Origin of the sequence: Microbacterium endophyticum, assembly GCF_011047135.1 — a bacterium.
Taxonomy (GTDB): Bacteria; Actinomycetota; Actinomycetes; order Actinomycetales; family Microbacteriaceae; genus Microbacterium; species Microbacterium endophyticum.
The window spans coordinates 2,830,878-2,857,711 of sequence record NZ_CP049255.1 but is presented as its reverse complement, the minus strand read 5'-3'; the positions used below and the strand labels follow the sequence as shown (position 1 = coordinate 2,857,711).

Genomic DNA, 26,834 nt, shown 5'->3' with positions numbered 1-26,834 from the left:
CGAAGCACATGTCAAAGATGGTAGCAGGGATAAAACCTGAAGATTTTTAGAAGCCCAGTCGACCGAGCTGTTTGGCATCACGTTGCCACTCTTTTGCGACACGCACGCGCAGCGACAGGAACACCCGAGTGCCGACAAGCGGTTCGATCTGAGCACGAGCGGTAGCTCCCACATCGCGCAGGCGCGACCCTCCCAGCCCGAGGATGATCGCCTTCTGGCTGTCCCGCTCGACAACGATATTCGCGAAGATATCGGTCAAGTCAGAGTTCTCACGGGGCGACATGTCTTCAATCGTCACGGCAATGGAGTGAGGCAATTCATCACGCACCCCCTCGAGCGATGCTTCTCGGATGATTTCCGCGATGCGATCTTCCATCGACTCGTCTGTCACCACGCCCTCGGGGTAGAGGGCGGGCCCGATCGGCATGAGTGAGAGCAGCTCATCGGTGAGGACGCCGAGCTGATCATTTGTGAGTGCCGACACCGGAATGACAGCGGCCCAATCTTCCCGGAGCGCATCGACCTCGAGTAGACGCTCTGTGATTTGTTCGCGCGTGGCAACGTCCGTCTTCGTGACGAGAGCCACTTTGACGGCACGTTTGTAGCCATCGAGCGACTGCGCGATGCGGGTGTCGCCGGGGCCGACCTTTTCGTTGGCCGGAGCACAGAACACGATGACGTCCACATCGCCCAGAACCTGCTCGACCAGGTCGTTCAGCCGCTGCCCGAGCAGGGTACGCGGCTTGTGCACACCTGGCGTGTCAACGATCACGAGCTGGCCTGCCGGACGGTTCAGAATTCCGCGGATAGCGCGGCGCGTCGTCTGTGGTTTATCGCTAGTGATTGCGACCTTCTCTCCAACAAGAGCATTGGTGAGCGTCGACTTACCGACGTTTGGGCGTCCGACGAATGTCGCGAAGCCGCTGTGGGTGGCCGCTTCGGCTGGAGATGAGGGTGAGTGCGTCATGTTAATCCCGTCGCTTGGCACTTTTGCCTTTAGTTTTCGGAATGCGCACGGCACCCGTGTCGGTGGTGGGGAGGTGTTCGGCGCTTGCAGCCGAATCATCTTCTTTGATTTCTTCGGCATCAGCCGGAGGCTGTGCACGCTCGACGAAGACAGTGTCGAGCCCACGGCCGCGGCCGCGAGACGTACCGCCCACGAGGACCAATCCATCGCGTTCAGCGCGTGCGCCAGGCTGCGGCACTCGTCCGAGCGCCTTTGAAAGCAAGCCTCCAACGGAGTCGACGTCGTCGTCTTCGAGGTCAAGACCGAACAGGTCACCGACGCTATCGAGCGAAAGCCGCGCAGACACGCGGTAGCGCCCGGGTTCGAGTTCGACAACCTCTTCTACGCGTGGGTCATATTCGTCGGCAATCTCACCGACCAGCTCTTCCAGCAGATCTTCCAGAGTGACCAAACCAGATATTCCGCCGTATTCATCAACTACAAGGCAAACATGAACAGCATCGCGCTTCATCTGCTGCAGCAAAGTTTCGGCCTTCATCGACTCTGGGACAAAGACGGGGCGGCGTGCCAGTGGCCCGACCGGCGCCTGAGCCCATTGGGCCTCGTCGCGAAAAGCGAACTGCACGAGATCCTTCAAATAGAGCACACCCTGCACGTCGTCTCGCTCATCGCGCAGAAGCGGGATGCGGGAAACACCCTTTTCAAGGAAGAGTGCGATTGCTTCACGCGTGGGGGTCTGTGCCGGAAGAGTCACCATGTCGGTGTGCGGAATCATGACCGCACGCACGTAGGTGTCGGTGAAGTCGAACACCGAGTGGATGAGGTCTCGGTCGTCTTCCTCGATGAGGTCGTGGTCCGCGGCTTCATCGAGCATGCTGAGTAGTTGCTCTTCTGAGTCGAACGATGCTCCGCGAGAGGCTCCCGGGGTCACCCGGTCGCCGAGAGCGACGAGCGCGTGTGCGAGCGGACCGAGCACGATTCGGGCACCACGGATGATGGGGGCTGCGGTCGTGAGGAGAGACCGCGAGTGGCGCCGGCCGACCGAACGCGGACTCGCACCCACAACCACAAAAGAGATGCCGGTCATCAGCACCGCTGCGCCGAGCATTGCCCACCAGACGTTCTGGATGAGCATCGTGAAAGAAACAGTCACCAGCACAGCGGCGGTGGTTTCTGCCAGCACACGGATGAATATGACAGCGTTCTCGTGCGTGTCAGGATCCGCCGCAATGCGCCGAAGGAGATCAGAGTTCTTACCCTGCCCTGCGGCTTCCGAAAGGTCCTGGCGAGATGTCACGCTGAGCGCCGCGTCGATAGCGGCCATCAGCGCGCCAAATGCCGTCAAGATGACGGCAAGAACCAGAAGTAAGACAGGGGTCATGGGCGGTCCCGGCGCCGTTCCGCTGCAGCAAACGACGCGATCAGTTCACGCTGCAGTCCGAACATCTCTCGTTCTTCGTCCGGCTCGGCGTGGTCGAAGCCCAGTAGGTGCAGAAGTCCGTGTGTTGTCAGCATCACGAGTTCGTCCTGTGTGGACTGCGGAGGTTTCGCTGCCTGTGCCTGTGTCTGGGCGACTTGAGGGCAGAGGACAATGTCCCCGAGGAGCCCGGGAGCAGTCGGCTGCTCCTCGGTACCCGGGCGCAGTTCGTCCATCGGGAAGCTGAGCACGTCCGTTGGGCCGGGCTCATCCATCCATTGGACGTGAAGAGCCTCCATGGCACCCTCATCGACAAGCAGAATCGCAACGTCTGCATCGGGACTGACATGGAGCTGAGCGAGATTGCTTTCCATCAGACGCAAAAAGACTGACTCGTCGACTTCGAAGCCGGACTCGTTGTTGATTTCAATAGTCATGAACGTCCTCGCTTCGGAAGTCTGTCTCGTGTCGCACCGGCTCGCGGCGATCGACGATCTACACGGCTGGCGAACTCTGCCGCTTCGTCGCGTTCACGACGGGCGGCGACCGCACGTTCGTCGTATTCGGTGTAGGCGTCGACTATGCGCCCGACGAGTGAGTGACGCACTACGTCAGCGCTAGTGAGCATCGCGAAGTGGATGTCGTCGATATCTCTCAGCACACGCGTGACAAGTCGGAGCCCGGACGACCCCTGGGGAAGATCAACCTGCGTGATATCGCCCGTGACGACCATTCGCGTGCCGAAGCCCAGCCGAGTCAGAAACATCTTCATCTGCTCAGGAGTCGTGTTCTGCGCTTCGTCGAGGACGACGAAGGAATCGTTGAGTGTGCGGCCTCGCATGTACGCGAGCGGTGCCACCTCGATAGTTCCCGCGGCCATGAGCTTTGGGACGAGCTCTGGATCCATCATCTCGTTGAGCGCATCGTAGAGCGGACGCAGGTACGGGTCGATCTTGTCTGTCAAGCTGCCGGGCAGAAACCCCAAGCGTTCGCCTGCCTCAACAGCGGGCCGCGTAAGGATAATGCGGCTCACCTCTTTGCGCTGGAGCGCCTGGACGGCCTTGGCCATCGCAAGGTAGGTCTTACCGGTACCGGCTGGACCGATGCCGAACACAATCGTGTTTTCTTCGATCGCATCGACATAGTCTTTTTGACCCAGTGTCTTCGGGCGCACAATCTTGCCGCGAGAGCTCAGAATCACTTCACCGAGCACCTCAGACGGGCGCATAGCTCCGTCCTTGTCGAGGATTCTCTGAGACGTCGTCACATCCGCCGGTGCAAGGTCATGGCCGGAGCGCGTCATCGTGATCAGCTCGTCCACGAGCTCCTTCGCCCCCGCAACGACTTCGGGCGCGCCCGTCAGCGTGATCTCATTGCCGCGGACATGGAGATCCACACCCGGATGCTCGCGCTCAAGCACGCGCAGCAGACGATCACCGGGACCCAACAACTTCACCATCGCGATGCCGTCGACGAGGATGCGTTCGACGGTCGAGGAATCAGAACTATCAGCCACCAAGGCTCTTTTCATTGAGAGATCCGGCAAGAACATGAGCGTGCACGTGGAATACCGTCTGGCCCGCGCCTTCGCCAGTGTTGAAAACTAAACGGAAGTCGCCGTCTGAGTGCTCCATAGCGAGTGACCGAGCAAGGTCGACCATTTCGGCCATCAACGCCGGGGCCGCAGCGGCAAGTTCCACGACATCACGAAACTCTTGGGTTTTGGGTATCACCAAGAGATGGACAGGTGCCTGCGGAGCAATGTCGCGAATCGCAAAGACGTTAGCGGTCTCCCCCACGATCTCCGCGGGAATTTCTCCCCTGAAAATTCGCGTGAAGATCGAAGGTTCGCTCATGCGACCATCCTACCGAGACACCCTGCGCTGAGCTCGCGAGATGCTTCCGCGCATCGTCCAACACGTCACCATCGCGAGAGGCGAACGTTGAGCACCGCGAGCGCCGCTGGGCCTGCGCTCGATGTGCGCAGCACATTTTCCCCGAGCCGCACCCTCTCGGCCCCCGCGGCCACGAGCGTTTCGATCTCGCTCTCTGTGAATCCACCCTCTGGGCCGACGATAAGCGCGATCTTGTGCCCGCGTCTGTTGATGTCGAACAGCTTGACATAAGACAGGCTCTCCGATGCCGTCGGATCAAGGAGCAGCATCAGCGTGTCTTCTGGCATCGCGACCAGCGCTGGGGTGTCAACGACACCGTGTACACGCGGTATCCACGCCCGATGGGCTTGTTTACTGGCTTCCCGCACTATCGCTTCCCAGCGCAGTCGACTCTTCTCGGCTTTAGCTCCTTCCCAACGGGAGATGCTGCGAGACGATTGCCACGGGATGACTTCGTCGACGCCAAATTCGGTTGCTGTTTGCACCGCGAGTTCATCACGGCCGCCTTTTGCTAGCGCCTGTACGAGCACAAGCCGAGGTGTGGAGGGAGCCACATCTTTGCGGGCGAAAACACGAAGGCCGACTTCTTTGGGCGACACGAACGTTGCAACAGCCTCGATCACGACGCCGAGACCGTCTGAGACAGTGACTTGCTCGCCCACTCGAACTCGCCGCACGGTCGCAGCGTGATGCGCTTCAGCACCTGTGAGCGTGATCTCGCTCCCGTCCCCGAGCTCGGGGCCCAATGGCGTGTCGTGAAAAAACTGGAGTGCCACGACTACTAGCTCCGGAACCTATCGCGCAGTTTAGAAAACAGCCCCTGGTGGAACTCGGCGAGGCGAGGCGCCGGAGCCTTGGTACGAGCGGCAAACTCGGCGATCATTTGGCGCTCTTTGCTGTCGAGGCGAGTTGGGGTCACGACCTGCACCCCAACTCGAAGGTCACCTCGTTGAGATCCGCGAAGCGGCGTGATGCCGCGTCCCTTGATCGTGAGAACGTCGCCGCTTTGCACCCCTGCCCGCAAGTCAAGCTCAACGGAGCCGTCCAGCGAATCAATTTTGGTGGTCGTGCCGAGGATCGCATCCGGCATCGAGACCTCGATCGTGGCGAGCAGATCGTCGCCCTCACGACTAAATGTCTCGTGAGGCGCGACACTGACCTCGATGTACAGGTCACCGTTCGGGCCGCCAGCGGGACCGACTTCACCCGAGCCCGGAAGCTGTAGTCGAAGTCCGTTTTCGACCCCGGCTGGGATGTCGAGCGAAACGGTGCGGCGCTCGCGCACACGCCCCTGACCCTGACAGGTCGCGCAGGGGTAAGGAATTGTCGTGCCGTAACCCTGGCATGTCGCGCACGGCTGGTTTGTCACGACGTTGCCGAGAAGGCTGCGCACTGTGCGCTGCACATGTCCACTGCCGTGACAGATGTCACACGTGACGGGAGATGTGCCCGGCTGGCAGCAGGATCCCTCACACGTTTGGCAAAGGACTGCCGTGTCGACTTCAAGATCGCGGTGCACGCCGAAAACAACATCGCCGAGTTCGAGGTCGAGCCGAACGAGTGCGTCTTGGCCGCGTTCCGCGCGCGAACGGGCACGGGCTCCTCGCGTCTGGCCTCCGCCGCCGAAGAACGTCTCAAAGATGTCGCCGAACCCACCGAAGTTCGCGTTGCCCCCACCGCCGCCGAAGGGCGATGAATCGCCGCCCATGTCGTAGCGCCGGCGCTGTTCAGGGTCGCTCAGAACGTCGTACGCGTGAGTTACGAGTTTGAATTTTTCGGACGCATCTTCGCCGGGGTTCACATCCGGGTGAAGCTGGCGAGCCAGTCGTCGGTATGCCTTCTTGATCTCGTCGGACGTCGCTTCTCGCGATACCCCGAGCACTTCGTAGTGGTCAGCCACTTTCGCCTTCCTGCCCGCACGATGTGCGGGATCGTTCTGTATCGAACGTCGTTATGAATGTTGTACTTCGGTGTTGGTCATCAAAGCTGTGGATCAGTGTTGCTCATCTTCGTCAAGCAGTTGACTGAGGTAGTGGGCGACGGCACGCACGGCCGCGAGATTGGTGGAGTAGTCCATGCGCATCGGACCTAACAGTCCGATGCGGGACTGCGATCCCGTGGTGTCGTACGTACTCGCCAAGACGGATGCCTCAGGCAAACCGAAGGGCTCGTTTTCACGACCGATGCTCGCAGCGAGTCCGTTGCCATCTGCCACCATCTCTGTCATGAGCCGCAGGAGAGTCACCTGCTCTTCGATGGCTTCGAGCAGCGGCGAGATGCTACCTCGGAAGTCGGACTCACGCCGGGCAAGGTTTGCCGCGCCCGCGAGCACGAGGCGATCTTGACGGAACTCATCGAGCTCTTCGCCGACGACGCGCAAAATCGGACGCAGCGCGTTGTCGAGCCGCGTCGATGTGGACTGTTCAGCGGCCACGATCTCTTCGACACGGCGAACACCTTCACGCACGGAAAACCCCGTCACAACAACCGACGCTTGCGCGCGAAGTTGCGCAACATCCGTGTCGTCAAGTTCCTCAGGCACAAAAGCGATCCGCTGAGAGACCCGCCCGGTGTCCGTGACCAAGATCACCAACATCTTCCCCAGCCCAAGCGCAACGAGTTCGACGTGGGTGACATTAGCTCGCGCAAATGACGGATATTGCACGAGTGCGACCTGCCCGGTCACCTGTGTGAGAGCGCGGACGGTTCGAGCGAGCACGTCGTCCAGGTCGTTTGGCCCTTCGAGGAAAGATGAAATTGCCGAGCGCTGGGCGGATGAAAGCGGGCGAAGTTCTGCAAGATGATCAACGAAGACGCGGTAGCCCTTGTCTGTGGGGATCCGCCCCGATGACGTGTGCGGGGCGGTGATGAGTTCTTCATCTTCGAGAAGCGCCATATCGTTCCGAATGGTCGCGGCGGAAACACCAAACGCGTGGCGATCGACGATCGCCTTGCTGCCGACAGGTTCGTGTGTTTCGACGTAATCCTGAACGATCGCGCGCAGCACCTGAAGCCCTCGTTCACTAACCACGCGTCGCCTCCCTCTTGGCACTCTTCGATCGAGAGTGCCAATTCTAGCCGAGGAGCCAGGCACCTACTCCGTTAACGTCCGAACGACCGCATCGGCGAGAAGTCTTCCTCGGCGCGTAAGCACAATTCGGCCCCGGATGGCAGTATCCGCCTCGATCAGCTGATCGGCGATGAGGGCGGCGACTCCACGGCGACCTGATGGGGTGAGGTCGGTGATGGGGAGGCCCTCTCGAATGCGTGACTGCAAGAGAACCCGCTCCAGGTAGCGAGCGTCAGCATCCGGTCTTTCGCGGCCCGCTGCGGGCGATGCGCCTTCTGCAAGCCGCGCTGCGTACGCGGCCGGATGCTTCACGTTCCACCAGCGGAGACCATCGAGGTGGCTGTGCGCGCCCGGACCGAAACCCCACCAATCAGTGCCCCGCCAATAGGCGAGGTTATGGCGTGAGCGCTGAGATTCACTGCGTGCCCAGTTCGACACTTCATACCAGCTGTAGCCGGCCGATCCGAGAACCTCGTCAGCCAGCTCGTACATGTCGGCTTGAACGTCATCATCGGGTGCCACCCGCTCACCGCGCCGAATCTGACGCGCGAGCTTCGTGCCATCTTCGATAATCAACGCGTACGCCGAGAGATGATCCGGCTCATGCGACAGCGCGGTGTCGAGCGACTGACGCCAGTCGTCGAGCGACTCACCCGGTGCGCCGTAGATGAGATCCAGGCTGACATCGAGACCCTGCGCTTTTACCGCTGAGACCGCCGTACCGATGTTCGCTGGCGAGTGCGTGCGATCAAGGGCAGCAAGCACGTGCGGTACCGATGACTGCATCCCAATCGACACTCGGGTGACGCCCGCATCAGCAAGACTGGCCGCCACGCTCTCCGTGACGGTGTCGGGGTTTGCTTCGACTGTCACTTCAGCTCCGGGTGCTATTCCGAAAGTGGTGCGAACAGCATCCAACATGCGGGCCAAGTCTTCCGGGGGCAGAAGCGTCGGAGTTCCCCCGCCAAAAAATACCGTCTGGGCTGCACGCAGGCCCCCGGCGGCTTCGAGCACCCCGCGCGACAACTCGATCTCGTCAATAAGCGTGTCCGCGTACTGGTCCCTCCGTGCGCCGCGCAGCTCATCAGATGTGTAGGTGTTGAAGTCGCAGTAGCCGCAGCGGACACTGCAAAACGGCACATGAAGATAAACGCCGAAGTCAACATCCGGATCTACCCGGACCCCCTCGGGCATGCGACCGTCTGCGGGGGCTGCCTCGCCGAGGGGAAGCGCTGCTCCCATCAGGCGGGGGTCGTGTACATCGGTGAAATAGCCCTCAGATAACGAGCGAAAAGCTCACGCCGACGGCGCTTCACGAGTGCGCCGAAAAGTTTGTACCAGGGGGAAACCGGCGCATCGAAAGCACGCACGGTGAACCATACTTCGTCATTAGGTAGCCAATCCACGATGAATGACTCTTCGCCGCTCACGACGGAACCGCCGACCGTACCGAGCGCAAACCCCACCCGTCGCGTCTCTTCAATCGCGTAAATCACGCGGAGCTCGCCATCAGCATTGAGATTTCCGGCACTACCGTGCACGTGAATGGTGGTTCCGGCTCCCACGAACGGTGTGCCGTCTTCGTCGAACCTCTGCTCAGCCTCAAGGCGTGACGGCTCCAGCGGATTTCCGTCCTCGTCGAAGCTCACTCCCGAATACATCGGCCCTGCGGCGGGGCGAACATCGCTGACGGTGAGGCCGGCATCGCGCAACGACCGCCATGCCAGCAAGGCATCGCCAGCGGAACGAAAACGCTCTTCACCGCTACCGAGCTTTATCGTCTGCTCAGCAGGAACACTCCGCTCCGGCGGATACTGCATCAGGTCGGGCGCTTGCGTTGCACCCACCGCCGCATAGTCGACGGTTTCGTCTCGGAACGTCCCTCGGCGCATGATCTCCACCCTAGGCGTTTGCACGCCACTCATCCTGCTGGTATCCCGCTACTTTGCGTCTTTACTCTCGACGTCACCTGAAAGTGCCGCGATGAATGCATCCTGTGGAACCTCGACGCGTCCCACCATCTTCATGCGCTTCTTGCCTTCTTTTTGCTTCTCGAGGAGCTTCCGCTTACGCGAGATATCGCCGCCGTAGCACTTGGCCAGGACGTCTTTTCTCATGGCGCGAATCGACTCGCGAGCAATTATTCGCGCGCCAATCGCAGCTTGAATCGGCACTTCGAATTGCTGTCGCGGAATCAGCTTCTTAAGGCGCTCGGTCATCAGAACGCCGTAGGCATACGCCTTATCACGATGAACGATCGAGCTGAATGCGTCGACTTTGTCGCCCTGCAACAGGATGTCGACCTTCACGAGATCGGATGCCTGGTCTCCACTCGGTTCGTAGTCCAAGCTCGCGTAACCCTGCGTCTTTGACTTCAACTGATCGAAGAAGTCGAAAACGATCTCGCCCAGCGGCATGTTGTACCGAAGCTCGACCCGTTCCTCAGAGAGGTATTCCATACCCAGGAGAGTTCCGCGGCGCGTCTGGCAAAGCTCCATCACTGTGCCGACGAAATCCTTGGGCAGGAGAATTGCTGCTTTCACCATCGGTTCAGTCACCGAGGCGATTTTGCCGTCTGGGTACTCACTCGGGTTCGTGACTGTGATGTGAGCACCGGCATCCGTTGTCACTTCGTAGATGACGCTGGGCGCTGTCGTGATGAGATCCAAACCGAATTCGCGTGAGAGACGCTCGGTCACGATCTCGAGGTGCAAAAGACCGAGGAACCCGCAGCGGAACCCGAACCCGAGCGCGACGGACGTCTCCGGTTCGTACACGAGAGCAGCATCCGAGAGCTTGAGCTTGTCGAGTGCTTCGCGAAGGTCTGGGTAGTCACTGCCGTCAATCGGATAGAGACCCGAGTAGACCATTGGCTTCGGGTCGGTATAGCCCGGAAGCGCCTGTGTCGCCGGCGTACGTGCCGTCGTGACCGTGTCGCCGACTTTCGACTGGCGCACATCTTTCACGCCGGTGATGAGATAGCCCACCTCACCCACGCCGAGGCCGGTACTGGGCTTCGGTTCAGGGCTTGAAACCCCGATTTCGAGAAGCTCGTGCGTGGCTCGCGTCGACATCATCTGAATACGCTCACGCGGATGCAGGTGGCCATCGATCATGCGCACGTACGTGACAACTCCGCGATACGCGTCGTAGACCGAGTCGAAGATCATCGCGCGCGCTGGCGCTGTCGCATCGCCTTTAGGTGCTGGGATCTCGGCGACGATGCGATCGAGTAGTTCTTCCACACCTTGACCAGTTTTTCCGCTGACACGAAGAACGTCGTCAGGACTTCCGCCGATGAGATTGGCGAGTTCAGCAGCGAACTTGTCTGGGTCTGCGGCGGGAAGATCGATCTTGTTCAGCACCGGAATGATCGTGAGATCGTTTTCGAGCGCCAGGTAGAGGTTCGCGAGAGTCTGGGCCTCGATCCCCTGCGCGGCGTCGACGAGAAGAATCGCGCCCTCGCACGCGGCGAGAGAGCGGCTCACCTCGTAGGTGAAGTCGACGTGACCCGGCGTGTCGATCATGTTGAGTGCCACGGTGCCGGCTTTGTCGGCCCACGGCATGCGGACAGCCTGGCTCTTGATGGTGATGCCGCGTTCTCGCTCGATATCCATGCGGTCGAGGTATTGGGCACGCATATCGCGGTCGGCAACCACGCCGGTTATCTGCAGCATACGGTCAGCGAGTGTCGACTTGCCGTGGTCGATGTGCGCAATGATGCAAAAATTGCGGATGGACTCAGGCGGCGTCGCACTCGGCTCGAGTGGTGTGAGGGCACGGGGTGACATATCCAGTTGATTCTACGCGGGCGCGACCGAATGCTTCTGGCAACGGCCAACACGCCGGTTAGGCTGCTGAAATGACCGTGCAAGTGGTTTTGGTCCACGGCATCCGTACATCGGCAACGATGTGGCGTAGCCAGATGGAACATTTGGAGCGACGGGGTAACCCAGCGATAGCCGTCGATCTGCCTGGACACGGCACACGACGCGATGAATCCTTCACCCTTGAGGGTGCGTTAGAGACGATCGATGAAGCTGTGCGAACCGCTGTCGTGTCGGGCCCGGTACTTCTTGTCGCCCATTCGATGGGTGGGATTCTCTCCACCTCTTACGTAGGTTCAGAGCCCGCGCCGCCCGTGGCCGGATTCATTGCCGCATCGTGCACGGCCATTCCGCGCGGTGCAGGACTCGTTGCATACCGATTGCTGGCACGGAGCTTCAATGCACTGCCCGGACGCGGGCAGTGGCTCACGGACCGCGTGCTCGATGCCACCCTCCCGCCCGAGACGCGCACTGATTTTGGCGCCGGTGGCTACGCATACGATGCACAGGACGTCGCGCTCCGCAGCCTTTCGGTCCTAGACCTACTTGCTGCGCTTGAGAGAATCCGCGTGCCACTGTGGTTCGTGAACGGACAGTGGGATCAGCTGCGGCTCAACGAAAACCTCTTCGTCGACATCGCCCAGGATCCCGAACTGATCATTGTTCCCCGCACGACACATCTCGTGACGGCGATGCGACCACGAGTCTTTAATGCAGTTCTCGACGTCGCACTCACCACTCTCGAGCAGACCTGATAGACTCTCGTTTTGACTTGCGTGTGGGTTTAACCCTCACGAACGTTGAGCACATCCCTCTCATGTCGCTTGGCACTCCATCCATTCACTGCAACGAAAGAACTCTGACACGTGGCGAACATTAAGTCGCAGATCAAGCGCAACAAGACCAACGACAAGGCGAACGAGCGCAACAAGGCCGTGAAGAGCGGCCTTCGCACCGAGGTGCGTCGCACCCGCGAGGCTATCGCTGCTGGCGACAAGGCCGCAGCTGAGAAGGCTCTCGTCACAGCGTCCAAGAAGCTCGACAAGGCCGTGAGCAAGGGCGTCATTCACGAGAACCAGGCGGCGAACCGCAAGTCGGCTATCGCTAAGCAGGTTGCTGCTCTCTAAGCTCCATCATTTGATAAAGGGCTCGCCGTCGGCGGGCCCTTTATTTTTTGGCGAGGCAGTGTCGATGAAGACATCGCGACCTATACGACGTATTTGAACCCGACGTGTGAGTCTTCGAACCCGAGACGCGTGTAGAACCTGTGTGCATCTGTTCTCGCTACGTCGGATGTGAGTTGCACCAAGGACGATCCGAGCGAAGGCGCAGCGGTCGACGTCACCCACTGAATCATCGCGCTTCCGATTCCACCCGACCTGGTTTTTCGGGCAACGCGAACCGCCTCGACGAGGAGGCGGGTTGATCCTCGACGCGCCATCCCGGGGATGAGGGTCAGTTGCATGGTGCCCACGACACGGCCGTCACTATCGGCGCAGACGAGCAACTCGTTGCTCGGGTTGTTCGTGATTCGGTGCAATGCATCCGCGTATATTGCGACATCGGGGATGTCAGCCGCATCGCCGCGCGCCGCGCTGATCGGGTCGTCGGTGAGCAAAGTCATGACGTACTCGACGTCGTCAAGCTCCGCACGGCGGAGCGTGACAGATGAAGCCGCCGTTGGCAGGCTCACTGGGAGAATAAGCGTTTCGAGCATCAGGTTCCGAACGGTGCGCGTGTGGCGATGACTGTGATCAGACGTTCAACGGCGAACACGCTATCGCGCGATCCGCCCTTCACCTCGGCGTCGGCTCGAGCAGCAGCCTGAATGGCAAGGCCGAGACTTGCCTCGCTCCACCCGACGAGATCACGGCGGGCGCGGTCTATCTGCCAGTCCTTCATCCCGAGACGAGCGCCGAGAGCCGCAGACGACTCGCGTGTGCCAGCAACTCTTGCCATCGACCGAAGCTTCGACGCGATTGCCGCAACGAGGGGCACAGGATCTGCTCCAGACGACAGCGCGTGCCGCAGTGACACAAGCGCTTCGCCCAGTCGACCGGCGATCGCCGTATCAGCCACAGTGAACGCCGAGATTTCAACCCGCCCACCGTAGTAACGCTCGACCGTTGCCTCGCTGATGTCACCGGGAACGTCGGATATCAACTGCTGGCACGCCGCAGCAAGCTCGGTGAGATCATCGGCGAACGCGGAAACGAGAGCGCGCAACGCGGGTGGTGCGATGCGCTTTTCAGCGCTACGGAACTCCCCCGCCGCAAAGTCGAAGCGATCCGAGTCGCGCTTCACTGCTGGGCACGCGATCTCGGCGCCACCGCCCGTTCCGGAACGAATTGCGTCGAGAAGCTTCTTTCCACGCACACTCGCACCGGTGTGACGCATGATCACCGTAGCGCCATCCTGCGGGTGCTGAATGTACTGCAACGCTTCTGCTAAGAACTCGTCGGAGCACTTTTCGACGCCTGAGATACGCACAAGGCGGGGCTCCCCGAAGAGCGACGGCGAAGTCAGCGAGAGCAGCGTTCCAGGCGCGTAGTCGTCGGCGCGTACGTCTGAGACTTCAAGACTGGGGTCCTCTGCCCGCAGATAAGCTCTCAGCGTCGCGGTAGCGCGCTCGGCACACACTTCTTCTGGCCCCGAAATCAATACGATCGGCGCTGGCTGTGGATCTCGCCACGCCATCTGCTTGATTGCAGACGCGGTACGGCGAGGCGCGGCACGGCGAGCTGCAGGAGGCATCCTCCCAGCTTAATCCTCGACCGGGACACGCATGTCAGGATGCTCTCGCCAAATGCCGAGGCTTTCCCCACCCGAGACCACGATGACGCCGTCGGTATCGGTACGAGCGATATGGGTTCCCAGGCGTTCCAGCGTCGCGATGAGCGTGTCGCGCGGGTGCCCATATGTGTTGTCGATTCCGACGGATATCAGCGCAATCGAGGCGTCGATTCTTTCGTAGAGGGCATCCGATTGATCTGCACTACCGTGGTGAGAGACCTTCACGACGTCGTATCTGTCGGCCAGTGTTCCGGTGGCGAGAAGCATTTGCTGCGGCTGTTCACCGAGGTCTCCAAGAAAAATACTTGTCGGCATGTCTGCTCCCGAAAATTCGATCACGACACTCGAGTCATTTCCTGGTTGGAGGCTAGACGCGGCGCGAGGCCACAAAACTCTCCAGCGCGCCTCTCCCAGTGAGCCCGACAAACCAGCGTGGGCTGAGACTGTCTGACCGCCCAAGCGTTCAAGCAACGCCTTGTCGGCTTCGGAGTCGGGTTCACTGTGGAAAACAACATCGACGCGGCCCACGAGCGCATCCGCACCACCTGCGTGGTCGACATCGAAGTGAGTGAGAACAAGCAGGTCGACTCGACTGACTCCGAACTTACGAAGACAGTCCTTGAGCGCGCCACTGTCGGGACCGGTGTCGACCACAGCCGTCACCCCCGCCGACCTCACGATGAATGCGTCGCCCTGCCCGATGTCACAGGCAATGATGGCGCCGTCGCGTGGCACCGTCAGCGCGACCGCTGGCCCTTTCACCATCGCGCTACCGACTGCTACTCCCCCGCTTACGGCCACCAGCACGAGTGAAAGTGCAAATGTAAACCTCATGAGAGGACGCTGCGAACGGTGCCGCACAACGACAACAACGATCGCAGCGCTGACGATCAGCAAGCCGAAGGCGCCGACGGTTCCTGGAACCCACTCCAGTTCATTACCGGGAATATCGGTGGTCACTAGAGCGACGCCCGCCACCCACGCCGCCGGAATCCAGGCAATCGCCGTGAGCCCCAGCTGCAGTACCGGCAGCGGTGCCGACAAACAGGCAAGAAGGCCGATGACTGTCGCCACGGGTGCAGCTGGCGCGGCGAGGAGATTCGCCACAACGCCGTAGAGCGGCACTGTCGGATCGACAAGCACGAGAATTGGACCGCATGCTAGCTGGGCCGCAAGCGGGATGGCGATGACTGTGGCGAGGGCGCGAGGCATCCACCGGCCAAGACCCCGGGCAAGGGGGCCAGCGAGAATCAAAAGAGCTGCCGTAGCTGCCGAAGACAGGGCGAAGCCCAGCGAGTGCGAAAGCCACGGGTCAATGGTCAAGATTGCGATAACCGCAGTCGAGAGTACGTTGATACCCGCACCAGTTCTCCCAAGCGCTACGCCGAGCATCGCGATAAGGCCCATCGCGGCAGCGCGGACGACACTTGGCTCGGGGCTCACCAGCACGACAAAGCCGCCCAGCAGCACAGTTCCCGAAAGAATGCGTACTCTGCGGTGCCATCCGAAGAGCGCTCCCAACCCGAATCCGGCACCAACTACGAGTGCACAGTTCGCTCCGGATACCGCAGTCAAATGGGATAACGATGATGCTTTCATCGATTCGTCAAGCGACTCCTCAACTGCAGATGTGTCACCGACCGCGAGGCCCGCAACGAGACCTGCTCCTGGTTGCGGCAGGCCCGCTGTTGCCGCGATCAGACTGTTTCGCAGGTGCGAAGAGAGCGCCCAGATCCCGCTCGGAGCTGTAAGGACATCAATCTCCCCGCGAACGCTTGCCAGAAATGCAGCGCGATCTGATGGTTCAGCCCCCGACATCGTCACGCGTAGCTTGACCAGCGATCCGATATCCAGATCGGCGGGCGGCTCGGACTCACTTGCGAAAATAAGAATCGGAATGGTATCAACGACCGCTTTGTCGCCGTCACTGATCAGTCGTGTTGTGGCATCAAATCGGATGCCACGGCGCGCCCCAGACCCCGTGGGTTCGATCTTGCCTACGACGTTTGCCTCGATGGTGATGACCCGACCGCCCGAGAGCGAGAGCTCCGAAACACCCGTGCGGCTCTCTGCCGCCGCAACGATCACCGTTGCACTCGCTGCCACAGCGGCGCAGGCGAGCACCACCCCCAACAAGATCTGCGTTGTACGAGCAGCCGCGCCTGAGCCGGCAAGCAGAAGCACAAGCACGGCACACAAGATCCACGCCGAAGTCGACATGACTCGCGCGACCGACAGATCAGATGTTGAGAACCACGCCGCTAGCCACACGACCGATCCGGCAACGAGTAGTCGCGGAACGCTCGTTCGCCGACGCGTGTTCACACCGACACGAGATCGCGAAGGCCGGCAAGAATAGAGTCGCCGATACCCGGGACAGCGAGCAAGTCATCGACACTGTTGAATCGCCCGTTTTCTGTCCGCCAGTCGACGATTCGCTGCGCGATGGCCGGGCCGACGCCGGGCAACGTGTCAAGGATCGCGACGTCAGCGGTGTTGACATTGACAAGTGCCGACCCATCGACGGCGCCAGAACCGGCGGAACCGGACCCCGATGCGGGTTGCTCGCCGGGAATCGCGACATGCAGCTGTTCTCCATCCGAGACCGGCCGGGCGAGGTTGATGGACGCACTGTCGGCGTCATCGGAAAATCCTCCTGCGGCGGCAATCGCGTCCATAACGCGAGCGTCAGATGACAGCTGGTACAGCCCTGGCGCAGCGACGGCACCTGAGACATGCACATACACCGAAGCCGCGAACGGGGCGTTCGACGTGTCAACCGACGCGCCTGCAGGTGAGACGACTTCGTCAGGTGGCGCGCTGCCCCGCGCGATGCCGACCAGGACGGTGCCTGCAATTGCGACGAGCACGACGATGATCGCCGCTCCTACGCCGACTCTCTTACGCGGCGTGATGCTCTCGCTGCGCTTGGCCATACGCACACGCTAGGGCGGTACGTGATGGTGGCAGTCGCAGGTTCTCAACGCGGTGGATGCGTTACGCGCCTCCCACGCTGGGGAGAACGCTAGTGCGTGCTGAAACTCACGACCTTGGGCGCCCGCACAATCGCGCGCGTAATTTCGCGACCCGCGAGCGACTTCACGATGCGTGAATCCTCCCGAGCAAGCGCCTCAAGCGCGTCGCTGTCGATCCGAGCCGGCACATCGAGCGTTGCGCGAACTTTGCCGTCAATTTGAACGATCGCTGTCACCGACTCCTCGACAAGAAGTGTCGGGTCGGGCTGGCGCCACACTGTGAGTCCCACAAACGGCTGATATCCGAGCGTTTCCCACATCTCTTCTGCCGTGTGCGGTGCGAAAAGATCGATGATCATTGCGATAGCTTCGGCCGCTTCGCGCACCGCTGGATCGGCTGGACCAGCTCCCGTGTCGATCGCTTTACGCGTTGCGTTGACGAGTTCCATGAGTCGAGCCACCACGACGTTGAACTTTGTCTGCTCGATCAAACCGGGCGCATCTGCCCACAGCCGGTGGGTCACACGGCGCAGCTTCGTGTCGCCTTCAGCCCACACAACCCCGGTGTCGCTCGATACATCGTGGGCTATGCGAAGCGCGCGTGCCAGGAACTTCGTCGCACCCGTTGTCGAAACATCGTCCCAGTCTTTGTCGTCCTCGACGGGTCCTGCGAACGCGAGCGCTACGCGCAGCGCATCTGCACCGTGCGCGTCGAGCTCTTCCGAGAAGAGAACCAGATTTCCCTTGCTCTTGGACATCTTGGAACCCCCAAGGATGACCATCCCTTGGTTGATGAGGTTTGAGAACGGCTCGGTGAACTCGACCTTGCCCATGTCGAAGAGGGCTTTTGTGATGAACCGCGCGTACAGCAGGTGCAAAATCGCGTGCTCGACGCCGCCGATGTAGAAGTCCACCGGACCCCACTTGTCGGCCTCACGTCGTGAGAACGGTTCATTTTCCGCGCCCGGCGACAGGAAGCGCAGGTAATACCAGGAACTGTCCACGAAGGTGTCCATCGTGTCGGGGTCGCGGCGAGCGACATCACCCGTCAATGGGTCGATTGTCGAGACCCACTCTGTCGCGGCTCCCAGAGGAGACGAACCCTTGGGAACGAGGTCGAGACCGTCTGTGGAAGGAAGACGAACCGGCAGTTCGCTTGACGGCACCGGGTTGATTGCACCGTCTTGGGAGTGCACCATCGGAATCGGAGTGCCCCAGAATCGTTGACGCGAAATCAACCAGTCGCGCAGGCGGTAGGTCTTCGCCGCGCGCCCGGTGCCGGCCTCGGTGAGTTCTGCGATCACTCGAGCAATCGCGTTTCGCTTGGAAAGGCCGTCCAACGAGCCAGAATTGATCATCCGACCCTCGCCAGCGAGGGCGAGCCCAGTCTTCACAGGATCGATTGATTCGAAATCGACGTCCGATCCCGGATCGATGGGAACCCCATCGTCATCGAGTTCGATGACGGGGATGGCGCCCGTCACGGGAGCGTGCGTGTCGACAACCACACGGACGGGGAGGTCGAATGCGCGTGCAAAATCAAGGTCACGTTGGTCGTGCGCCGGCACTGCCATGACGGCGCCGTGCCCGTAGTCCGCGAGAACATAATCTGCTGCCCAAATGGGGAGTCGCTCTCCATTTACCGGGTTGATGGCGAAGCGGTCGAGGAAAACCCCGGTTTTCGGTCGATCCGTGCTCTGACGGTCAATCGCCGTGATCTTTCGCACCGACGCGAGGTACTCAGCAAAACGCTTCTTCACATCATCGCTACGGTCCGCCACGAGCTCCGACGCAAGATCTGAGTCAGGAGCAACCACCATGAACGTCGCACCGTGAAGTGTGTCGGGGCGCGTTGTGAAAACAGTGACTCGCTGCTCCCGGCCTTCTACTTCGAAATCAACGTCAGCACCGATGGAGCGACCAATCCAATTGCGCTGCATCTGGATGACCTTCTGCGGCCAAGAGCCTTCGAGTTGGTTGAGGTCATCAAGCAGTCGATCCGCATAGTCAGTGATCCGGAAGTACCACTGCGTGAGCTTCTTCTTCTCCACCATCGCGCCGCTGCGCTCTGAGGTTCCGTCCGCGAGCACCTGCTCGTTCGCGAGCACCGTCTGGTCTACCGGATCCCAGTTGACTTCGCCGTCCTTGCGGTAAGCCAATCCACGTTCGAAGAGCTGCTGGAATAGCCACTGGTTCCAGTGGTAGTAATCAGGGTCGCTCGTGTGAAGAACACGGCTCCAATCGAAAGACACCCCATACCGCTTCAAGCTCTTCTTCTGTTGCGCGATGTTGTCGTAGGTCCAGCTGACAGGGTCGACGCCGCGTTTGATCGCCGCGTTTTCGGCGGGGAGACCGAAGGAATCCCAGCCGATCGGGTGCAGGACGTTGTAGCCGCGGTGGCGCCAGAATCTCGCCACGATGTCGGAATACAGGTAGTTCTCCGCGTGGCCCATGTGCAGATCACCTGATGGGTACGGGAACATCGCCAAGACGTACTTTCGCGGGCGAGTATCCGCGTCGGCTCCTGCGCGGAACGGGTCAGCTGCGACCCAGCGTTCCTGCCACTTTTCTTGAATCGCGTGCACATCGAAACCGCCTTCAGCGGGCGTGGAGGAATCAGGCGAAATGGAGTGGGACACGGAAAAACCAATCGTGCGGTGCGGGTGATGCGCGTGCAGCGCGTCTTCCAGAGTAGCGGCGTAATCACCAGCCCGTTGGCAGCTTCGCGCCAATCGCCGCGAGGGGCGCCCGTGCTTTGATTCCCACTTCTGCAACTTCAGCGTCTGCGACCGACATCCAGGTGATGCCTCCGCCTGCGCTCACCGTAGCTGAATGAGCAGTGACCACTATGGATCGGATCACCATTCCGAGTTCGACTACACCACCAGGATGCACCCACCCAAAGCATCCCGAAAAAATGCCGCGAGGCATCCGTTCTAGGCGATTCAGAATGGTCATGGCCGAAAGTTTGGGAGCGCCTGTCATGCTGCCTGCGGGAAACGTCGCATGAAGGAGATCACCAAAAGTTGCGCCATCGGCGACCTCGCTCTCGACGGTGCTCACCAGTTGATGTACGTGTGGGTAGCTTTCTATCTCGCGGAGTTGCGTTACTGCTACAGAGTTCTTACGTGACACCTGTGACAAGTCATTCCTCATCAAATCGACGATCATGACGTTCTCAGCTTGCTCCTTTGGGTCGTTCTTCAGCTCGGTCTGTAACGCCCGGTCACGTTCGAGCGAATCTCCCCTCGGACGTGTTCCCTTAATCGGTCGGGTACGTATCACTCCACCGGATGCCGCGAGAAACAGTTCCGGGCTCGCACTCAAGAGCGCTGTGTCTCCGGTGCGGAAAAACCCACCGTGTGGCGAAGCTGAAGCTCGTCTGTGGCGAAGGTACGCCGCGACGTCATCCACCTCGCGTTCGACGGTAAAGCGAGTTGTTACGCACAGCTGATACGCGTCTCCCTCGCGAATCGCTTCGCGTGCTTGCTCGATCAGCGCCGCGTACTCTGCCGGCGTATCGCGTGCCCGTGCTGTGACAAAGTCCGGAGTTAACTCGCTCGGCGGCTCAGGTGTCGCTTCAGCGAGCTCACGACTCCACGCTTCAGCATCAGGGCCCGCTGCCCATGCCTGTGCGCGGGAATGATCGAATGCGACTACGCGCTCGACCACCAGCCAACTCGCAAGGTCAACAGTCTCATCGCGTGAGGTCGGCGCGCCCGCAGCCGACGCACCAGTCTCATACGCGGTCCACCCGACCCAAGATCCGGGTGTAGGCCCTGGGGGAAGCGTTGAGTCGGTCGAGGGTCTTTGCTGCGCGATGAGCACAGCGAGCGGCGAGGTAGCCGGAACCACGTGGCCGGTGCCGATCCAGCTCCATCCTGATGATGCACCGTAACCGGCGTCGATCCAGAACACTTCATTGTGTTCAGCCGCGACGGCGCAGAACACTCGTTCGGGCGAGCACTCGGGACCGAGCTCAGCGATCGTGGACGGCAATGGCACATTCTCAGGCTACGCGCTAGCGGTGTTCTCTATGCTCAAGGCGTGAACGACGTGCTCACCTGGCTCCTCGATGCGGTGCAGAATGTCGACCCTGTGCTGCGTACCGCGCTCGCCGGCGTCGCCATGATGTTGGAGACGAGCGTGCTGGTCGGCCTGATAGTCCCGGGCGATTCGATCGTCATTGTCGCGGCAACAGCTGTGTCATCACCGTGGGAGGCGGTATTCCTCGCACTCGCGGTCATCATCGGCGCGCTCATCGGTGAAAGCATCGGTTTTTGGTTGGGGCGATATCTCGGCCCTGTCATCCGCGCGTCACGCGTTGGCAGCCGAATTGGCGAGAAGAATTGGCAACGCTCCGAAAACTACTTGAACCGCAGAGGCGGCCCGGCGATCTTCCTCTCGCGATTTCTTCCCGTCCTCCACTCACTCGTCCCCCTCACTGTCGGCATGAGTGGCTATTCGTATCGCCGTTTTCTTGCATGGACCGCCCCCGCCTGCGTCGTGTGGGCAGCGCTGTACGTATCGGTTGCGTCCGCCGCAGCAGGGACGTATCGCGAGCTCAGCCAAAGCATCCACGGTGCTGGTTACATTTTCGTTGGCGTGATTGCCGCGTTTCTCGTTCTCGTCTACGCCGTCAAGAAGATCGTGGAGCGCGTCGAGCGCAAGCACATTGACGGCGGCGGCGAGCCAGATGACGATGCGCACCCCTCGCTAGGAGACATGGGAGACTGAGCACGTGTCCCCTTCACGCGATCCAGAACGACCGCTCAAGGTGCTGTGGTTGGCCCGCCTGGAGCACCGCATCAATGCATGGCGCGAAATGTGGGCCCGCCGTAGCGGAAGAATTCCTACAGTTGCGGCTTTTCCGGGGTACGGCGGCGCCGATTGGGTGCGCGTACTTGGGCGCGTCGTTATTCCGCCGCGTGCTCGCGAACGAGGGGCTGGCGAATACGCCGGCGTTCGAGGCTGGCGAAGTTTTGCCTCGGTACCGATTGGATTCGCCCGAGTGACAATCAGTGTCGACGGCGCGACGCACGAAGTGGTCGCCGATCGCGGCGGCGTTATCGACACAGAGATCGCGGCAACGTTGAGGCCGGGATGGCAGTCGCTCCGGATGTCGGTTGAAGGCGGAGAACCGGTGGAAACCCGCGTTTTCATCGTGGGGCGAGATACTCGATTCGGCGTCATTTCAGACGTTGACGACACTGTGATGGTGACGGCACTGCCGCGACCGTTTCTCGCAGCCTGGAACTCGTTCGTTATCAACGAGCATGCGCGACAGCCTGTGCCGGGGATGTCGGTATTGCTCGAGCGTCTTGTGCGTGAGCACCCCGGAGCACCGATCGTGTATCTCTCGACAGGCGCGTGGAACATCGCGCCCACGCTCGCTCGTTTCCTCCGACGCCACCTCTTCCCCGCTGGCGCCATGCTTCTCACTGACTGGGGTCCAACGCACGACCGGTGGTTCCGAAGCGGCAAGATCCACAAGAGCGAAAACCTGGAACGCCTCGCTGCCGAGTTTCCGGACGTCAAGTGGCTCCTCATCGGCGACGACGGACAACACGACGACGCGATTTACACGGATTTCACGAGCGCTCATCCTGATCATGTGGCAGGCGTTGCAATACGCCAGCTCTCCCCCGCCGAAGCAGTACTCGCGGGTGGACGAACCGTCGTCAACAACCACGCAGCTGCCGAAGTGCCGTGGGTCACCGACGGTGACGGCGCGGGCCTCCTTGAGAAGCTCCAGGAGCTCGGACTCGTGGAGTCGCCAAAGCACTGATCTCAGTGTCACAGCCGCGCCGTAGGCTGGATGTATGTGTGGGCGTTTTGTAGTCGCGAAGGCCGGAGCCGAGCTCGTGGGTGTATTACGCGCGGATGTCGTGAGCGCAGAGCTGCCACCTCCTTCCTACAACATCGCGCCCACCACTATGGCGGCAATCGTTCTTGACTCGATCAAGACAGAGCCGCCAACGCGACGTGTGGAACCGGCACGTTGGGGACTAGTTCCGGGCTGGGCAAAAGACCCCTCGATTGGTGGTCGTGCCTTCAACGCTCGTGTAGAGGAGATCGAGACCAAACCTATGTTCCGCGGCGCTCTCGAAAAGCGGCGCGCAGTAGTGCCGGCATCCGGATACTACGAGTGGAAGACCACTGCAGCGGGAAAGACCCCGCACTACATCCACCCCGCAGAGGGCGAACCGATGTTCTTCGCGGGGCTGTACGAGTGGTGGAAGAACCCTGCAGCCGCAGCCGGCACAAGTCCATGGATGCTGAGTTTCACGATCCTCACACGTTCCGCTGTCGGCACACTCGGTTCGATTCACGATCGAATGCCACTGTTTGTCGACCCGGATGTGGCGGAAGCCTGGCTCGATCCGACAATCGATAACGTCGGCGACATCCTCGATGCTGCTGTCGATGCGGCACCCGATTTGTCAGAGACTCTCGACAACCACGTCGTCTCCGCTGCAGTCGGCAATGTGCGGAACAATTCCCCTGAGCTCATTGAGCCTGCGCGGTTCGAGTGACGAGTCCACCTCCTATGTGCCTTGAGCTCGCCGAATGGCAAGAGCTCGAGCGAATCCATCACGTCTCAGCAGACACGATGACTGTGGGTCGTCGTACGCGTGCCGCTCGCGGTGAGACGCATCCGGTAGATGATTTTCTCTACACCTACTACTCATACAAACCTGCTGTCCTTCGCCGTTGGCACCCCGGTGCCGGAGTGCGCCTAAAGGGGGCAGCAGCTACGTCGCGTACTCAGTGGCGGGGCTATCGCGGCGAGGGTGATGACCTCGTCGTGGATGCGGCACTCTTTGCCAACGAAAAGAACACCCTTGTACGAGCGGTCGCGGGTGTGTTGCGGGCAACCGCGCTCAAGACACCGTCGTTCGGATGCTTCGGCCTACACGAGTGGGCGATGCTGTATAGAAGCTCCGAAGTACGCCACGACGTGCCACTCAGGCTGGGAACGTCGGGCACTAATGCTGTTGTTGAAAGACACGAAATACGCTGCACTCACTTCGATGCGTTCCGGTTTTTCACTCCTGCCGCGGGTCCGAGAAATATCATTCAGCTATCCGCACAGGAACGTGTCAACAATGAGCAGCCGGGATGCCTCCACTCGAACATGGACCTCTACAAGTGGGCTGTGAAACTCGGGCCACTAGTACCGGGACAGTTGCTTCTTGAAACTTTCGACCTCGCCAAGTCGATCAGAGAAGTAGATATGCGTGCGTCGCCATATGATCTGAGCGCTTGGGGCTATGCACCGATAGCAATCGAAACGTCAGCAGGAAAGACTGAATACGGCCGGATGCAACGCGTCTTCGCGACACGCGCCGCCCCGCTCCGCGATCAACTCGAGCGCATCGCGCTGGATGCCTTAGCGGCGAGTCGCCACGCGCCGCGAACGGATCACAGCGAGTACGCCTAGAGCAACGAAGGCGAATCCCACGAACGGCGTTGCGCCGAGCGAGAGTCCGCTCTCAGCAAGCAATGGGGCTTCATCACTGGAAACAGGTTGGTTGTCCGCTGGCGTCTCCGGGGCGACTTCAGGACTCACCGCGTTCACGGTTAATACGTAGGTCACTTCGTCATCTGGCGATGTGCCGTTGCTTGCCGTGACGGTGAAGGTGGTCGACCCGGGCACCGTCGGCGTACCAGAAATCGTCCCCGTCGTGCCATCGAATACAAGGCCCATGGGCAGCTGTCCGGTCGTCACGCTGTATGTCGCATCCGGAGTACCCGACGATGTAATCGTGTGGGAATAGGACGTGCCAACAGTTCCATCCGCGGGCGCTGTCGAGGTGATCTCGGGGCTGGTCGAAACATCACCCGGTGTTGTGGAACACCCGGTCGCGGCCGTGAGCGTGTTCGTATCGAGCGTGACCGCGCCCGTACGAGCCAGAAGACGACCGGTGACAGTCGCTGCGGTGTTCGCCGTGACGGAGATATTTGCCATTACCGTTCCGACAAACTGCGCGCCCGTCCCGATGGTCGCGGAGGTGCCAACTTGCCAGAAGACATTGCACGCGCTCGCGCCGCCCGTCATGATGACTTGGGCCGACGACCCCACGGTCAATGTGGAAGACGCTTGGAATACCCACACCGACTCTGCGGTGCCAGCGAGTACGAGTACTCCGTTTACAGACAACGCGTTGCCGGAGTACACGCCCGGCGTGAGCGAGGGACCGGTGAGCTCGCCGAGTCCGGTTTGGTTGGGCGTGAGCGACGCCGCAACGTTGTAGGCGGTTGTCAAATCTACCTGCGCCTGGGCCGCTTCTGCGTCTGTTTGGTGAACAGTGCCGCCAACAAGCCCTGGGGGAAAGCCAGTAATGGAGGAGCCGGGACTCAATCCCAGGTCTCCCGAAAGGGTCGAGACGTTTGTGTTGGTGACGGTTGATGCCGCCAGCACGGAATATGTGCCTGCGGTGCCGAGTCCGACGGGCCCGTCGATAGTCGTATCCGCGGAGGCGACTGTCGCGGGAATCAAGATGAGGGCGGCGGCCGCAGCAACGATTGCGGCAGTGCGTGCAGACGAATAAATACGGATCATGACGAGACCCCTTCCATTAAGGAGGGCAATAATCGTCAAGGCCATAAACGGCGACTGCTCCCGGCGGAAACTTAGCACCTATTCGGAATTAAGATCCGGGTTTCCAAACTCCGGTACCTAAACGACACATTGGGAGCACTCCGGTCTATCGCTCAGAAGTCATCGATGACATCACCAGAAGCGTGCGCGATGCTTAGGGGATGACGCCATCTTTGCCCGACGCCTTGGTCCCCATCGCGTTAAAGTTGCTTCGAGCGAACCGCACCTTCATCACGGCAGACGGCGCGATGCGTCGTATCCGTGAGCGCGAGCTGCGCCCCGCGTCATACGGTCCACCAGCTCGGCTCGGCCGGGGCATCCGTGTTGATGTCGAACACGTGGATGGCTGGCCCGTGTATACGATCAGGCCCAAAGCCGCCCGCGGCGGCCTCGTCTATGTGCACGGCGGCGGCTGGGTCAACGAGATTGCGTCCCAGCACTGGCACCTCGCTGCCCGACTTGCGAGCGAAGCGTCATTAGTAGTGACGCTGCCGATCTACCCGCTCGTACCTTTCGGCACAGCGCTCGAAGCACTCGAAGGCGTGCGCGCGCTGGTTCACCGCAGTCATGACTATTTTGGGCCGACTTCGCTCGCGGGAGATTCTGCCGGTGGACAGATTGCTCTCTCGACTGCCCTCGCGTTACGCGATGAAGGCGTCGTCCTCCCACACACGGTGCTCATCTCGCCGGCGCTGGATCTATCGTGGAGCAACCCCCGCATACCCGAAGTGCAACCCACTGACCCTTGGCTCGGCACACCCGGCGGCAAAGTGCTCAGTGAGAGTTGGCGCGGTGACCTTGAACTGAGCGATCCGACGGTCAGCCCGCTCTTTGGCGATCTCACAGGACTCGGCCCGATAACCGTCTTCACGGGCACCCGCGACGTCCTCAACCCGGATGCTCACGTCCTCGCGAAAATCGCGGGCAACGCGAATGTGCCCTTTCAACTCTATGAAGCGCCGAACCAGGTGCATGTGTACCCGCTCATTCCCACCCGCGCAGGCCGCGACGCGCAGAGCAAGTTCGTTGAGATCTTGCGCAGCGCATGGTGAGTCCACGAATAGCGACGGGAGGGGACTTGCACGACTCTCGCCCAGACTTCGCACCGGTTAAGAACAGCGCTCGGACAACAAAAAACCCCGGATAAACCGGGGTTTTTGTGGACCTGGGGGGACTCGAACCCCCGACCCCCTGCATGCCATGCAGGTGCGCTACCAGCTGCGCCACAGGCCCATAGTTACCTGCGTGAGGCAACCTGACTAGATTACTACATTCCGGCGTGAGA

25 protein-coding genes and 1 tRNA gene are annotated in these 26,834 nt (G+C 60.8%); 7 read left to right on the top strand and 19 right to left on the bottom strand.

Translation table 11 applies throughout. The features are described from left to right. Positions 1 to 46: 46 nt before the first annotated feature. The 11 genes from era to lepA all read right to left on the bottom strand — a co-directional run bounded on the left by era (position 47) and on the right by lepA (position 11,140). Positions 47 to 967 (bottom strand): GTPase Era, encoded by a 921-nt coding sequence (gene era, locus G6N83_RS13465; protein WP_165142869.1) that lies wholly within the window; start codon positions 965 to 967, stop codon positions 47 to 49. A 1-nt stretch (position 968) separates the two neighbouring features. Beyond that, positions 969 to 2,348, bottom strand: coding sequence for a hemolysin family protein (locus tag G6N83_RS13460; protein WP_165142867.1), 1,380 nt, complete (start codon positions 2,346 to 2,348; stop codon positions 969 to 971). Then, positions 2,345 to 2,821, bottom strand: coding sequence for an rRNA maturation RNase YbeY (ybeY, locus tag G6N83_RS13455; RefSeq protein WP_165142865.1), 477 nt, complete (start codon positions 2,819 to 2,821; stop codon positions 2,345 to 2,347). The genes G6N83_RS13460 and ybeY overlap by 4 nt, the downstream gene beginning before the upstream one ends. Then, the gene (locus tag G6N83_RS13450) at positions 2,818 to 3,915 is read right to left on the bottom strand and encodes a PhoH family protein (RefSeq protein WP_165142863.1); all 1,098 of its coding nucleotides are present in this window, start codon (positions 3,913 to 3,915) and stop codon (positions 2,818 to 2,820) included. The genes ybeY and G6N83_RS13450 overlap by 4 nt, the downstream gene beginning before the upstream one ends. Next, positions 3,893 to 4,240: an HIT domain-containing protein gene (locus tag G6N83_RS13445; protein WP_165142861.1), complete on the bottom strand. Its 348-nt coding sequence runs from the start codon at positions 4,238 to 4,240 to the stop codon at positions 3,893 to 3,895. Before G6N83_RS13445 ends, G6N83_RS13450 begins: the two co-directional genes overlap by 23 nt. A 65-nt stretch (positions 4,241 to 4,305) precedes the next feature. Beyond that, positions 4,306 to 5,055: a 16S rRNA (uracil(1498)-N(3))-methyltransferase gene (locus G6N83_RS13440; RefSeq protein ID WP_165142859.1), complete on the bottom strand. Its 750-nt coding sequence runs from the start codon at positions 5,053 to 5,055 to the stop codon at positions 4,306 to 4,308. A 5-nt stretch (positions 5,056 to 5,060) separates the two neighbouring features. Then, positions 5,061 to 6,179 carry a molecular chaperone DnaJ gene (gene dnaJ, locus G6N83_RS13435; RefSeq protein WP_165142857.1) on the bottom strand — a complete coding sequence of 373 codons (1,119 nt, stop codon included), beginning with the start codon at positions 6,177 to 6,179 and terminating at the stop codon, positions 5,061 to 5,063. Positions 6,180 to 6,272: 93 nt separating this feature from the next. After that, positions 6,273 to 7,310, bottom strand: a complete 1,038-nt coding sequence (gene hrcA / locus G6N83_RS13430; RefSeq protein ID WP_165142855.1) for a heat-inducible transcriptional repressor HrcA — start codon at positions 7,308 to 7,310, stop codon at positions 6,273 to 6,275. Positions 7,311 to 7,373: 63 nt separating this feature from the next. Further along, complete coding sequence (gene hemW / locus G6N83_RS13425) at positions 7,374 to 8,591, bottom strand: radical SAM family heme chaperone HemW (protein ID WP_165142853.1); 1,218 nt, start codon at positions 8,589 to 8,591, stop codon at positions 7,374 to 7,376. Then, on the bottom strand, positions 8,591 to 9,241 hold the full coding sequence (locus G6N83_RS13420; protein WP_165142851.1) for a DUF1990 family protein: 651 nt from the start codon (positions 9,239 to 9,241) through the stop codon (positions 8,591 to 8,593). The genes hemW and G6N83_RS13420 overlap by 1 nt, the downstream gene beginning before the upstream one ends. 48 nt (positions 9,242 to 9,289) lie before the next feature. Further along, positions 9,290 to 11,140, bottom strand: coding sequence for a translation elongation factor 4 (lepA, locus tag G6N83_RS13415; protein ID WP_165142849.1), 1,851 nt, complete (start codon positions 11,138 to 11,140; stop codon positions 9,290 to 9,292). 71 nt (positions 11,141 to 11,211) lie between these two features. Here lepA and G6N83_RS13410 point away from each other — a divergent pair, with 71 nt between their 5' ends. Together G6N83_RS13410 and rpsT are read left to right on the top strand one after the other, a co-directional pair. Beyond that, on the top strand, positions 11,212 to 11,931 hold the full coding sequence (locus G6N83_RS13410; protein ID WP_165142847.1) for an alpha/beta fold hydrolase: 720 nt from the start codon (positions 11,212 to 11,214) through the stop codon (positions 11,929 to 11,931). 111 nt (positions 11,932 to 12,042) lie between these two features. After that, positions 12,043 to 12,303: a 30S ribosomal protein S20 gene (rpsT, locus tag G6N83_RS13405; protein ID WP_165142845.1), complete on the top strand. Its 261-nt coding sequence runs from the start codon at positions 12,043 to 12,045 to the stop codon at positions 12,301 to 12,303. Between the two features lie 80 nt (positions 12,304 to 12,383). Here rpsT and G6N83_RS13400 read toward each other — a convergent pair whose 3' ends face one another. The 6 genes from G6N83_RS13400 to G6N83_RS13375 form a co-directional block, all read right to left on the bottom strand. Then, positions 12,384 to 12,893 carry a GNAT family N-acetyltransferase gene (locus G6N83_RS13400; RefSeq protein WP_165142843.1) on the bottom strand — a complete coding sequence of 170 codons (510 nt, stop codon included), beginning with the start codon at positions 12,891 to 12,893 and terminating at the stop codon, positions 12,384 to 12,386. Beyond that, positions 12,893 to 13,930, bottom strand: coding sequence for a DNA polymerase III subunit delta (holA, locus tag G6N83_RS13395; RefSeq protein ID WP_165142841.1), 1,038 nt, complete (start codon positions 13,928 to 13,930; stop codon positions 12,893 to 12,895). Before holA ends, G6N83_RS13400 begins: the two co-directional genes overlap by 1 nt. 9 nt (positions 13,931 to 13,939) lie before the next feature. Beyond that, positions 13,940 to 16,294, bottom strand: a complete 2,355-nt coding sequence (locus G6N83_RS13390) for a ComEC/Rec2 family competence protein (RefSeq protein WP_241246226.1) — start codon at positions 16,292 to 16,294, stop codon at positions 13,940 to 13,942. Then, the gene (locus tag G6N83_RS13385) at positions 16,291 to 16,905 is read right to left on the bottom strand and encodes a ComEA family DNA-binding protein (RefSeq protein WP_165142839.1); all 615 of its coding nucleotides are present in this window, start codon (positions 16,903 to 16,905) and stop codon (positions 16,291 to 16,293) included. Before G6N83_RS13385 ends, G6N83_RS13390 begins: the two co-directional genes overlap by 4 nt. Before the next feature lie 89 nt (positions 16,906 to 16,994). Further along, the gene (gene leuS / locus G6N83_RS13380; RefSeq protein WP_165142837.1) at positions 16,995 to 19,583 is read right to left on the bottom strand and encodes a leucine--tRNA ligase; all 2,589 of its coding nucleotides are present in this window, start codon (positions 19,581 to 19,583) and stop codon (positions 16,995 to 16,997) included. A 64-nt stretch (positions 19,584 to 19,647) separates the two neighbouring features. Next, entirely contained in the window at positions 19,648 to 20,949 is a 1,302-nt protein-coding gene (locus G6N83_RS13375; RefSeq protein ID WP_165142835.1) for an anthranilate synthase component I family protein, read from the bottom strand. A gap of 42 nt (positions 20,950 to 20,991) precedes the next feature. Here G6N83_RS13375 and G6N83_RS13370 point away from each other — a divergent pair, with 42 nt between their 5' ends. The 4 genes from G6N83_RS13370 to G6N83_RS13355 all read left to right on the top strand — a co-directional run bounded on the left by G6N83_RS13370 (position 20,992) and on the right by G6N83_RS13355 (position 24,388). Beyond that, positions 20,992 to 21,681: a DedA family protein gene (locus G6N83_RS13370; protein ID WP_165142833.1), complete on the top strand. Its 690-nt coding sequence runs from the start codon at positions 20,992 to 20,994 to the stop codon at positions 21,679 to 21,681. Positions 21,682 to 21,769: 88 nt separating this feature from the next. After that, positions 21,770 to 22,732: an App1 family protein gene (locus tag G6N83_RS13365; RefSeq protein WP_165143485.1), complete on the top strand. Its 963-nt coding sequence runs from the start codon at positions 21,770 to 21,772 to the stop codon at positions 22,730 to 22,732. Between the two features lie 34 nt (positions 22,733 to 22,766). Further along, the gene (locus tag G6N83_RS13360; protein ID WP_165142831.1) at positions 22,767 to 23,480 is read left to right on the top strand and encodes an SOS response-associated peptidase; all 714 of its coding nucleotides are present in this window, start codon (positions 22,767 to 22,769) and stop codon (positions 23,478 to 23,480) included. After that, positions 23,477 to 24,388 carry a 3-methyladenine DNA glycosylase gene (locus G6N83_RS13355; RefSeq protein ID WP_183408389.1) on the top strand — a complete coding sequence of 304 codons (912 nt, stop codon included), beginning with the start codon at positions 23,477 to 23,479 and terminating at the stop codon, positions 24,386 to 24,388. Before G6N83_RS13360 ends, G6N83_RS13355 begins: the two co-directional genes overlap by 4 nt. On the opposite strand, the gene G6N83_RS13350 is transcribed toward G6N83_RS13355, so the two are convergent. Further along, positions 24,338 to 25,510, bottom strand: a complete 1,173-nt coding sequence (locus G6N83_RS13350) for an ice-binding family protein (protein WP_165142829.1) — start codon at positions 25,508 to 25,510, stop codon at positions 24,338 to 24,340. The genes G6N83_RS13355 and G6N83_RS13350 overlap by 51 nt on opposite strands. A gap of 200 nt (positions 25,511 to 25,710) precedes the next feature. Between G6N83_RS13350 and G6N83_RS13345 the strand changes: the two genes are divergently transcribed. Continuing rightward, positions 25,711 to 26,601 carry an alpha/beta hydrolase fold domain-containing protein gene (locus G6N83_RS13345; RefSeq protein ID WP_165142827.1) on the top strand — a complete coding sequence of 297 codons (891 nt, stop codon included), beginning with the start codon at positions 25,711 to 25,713 and terminating at the stop codon, positions 26,599 to 26,601. 108 nt (positions 26,602 to 26,709) lie between these two features. On the opposite strand, the gene G6N83_RS13340 is transcribed toward G6N83_RS13345, so the two are convergent. Then, positions 26,710 to 26,782, bottom strand: a tRNA-Ala gene (locus tag G6N83_RS13340). Positions 26,783 to 26,834 lie beyond the last annotated feature (52 nt).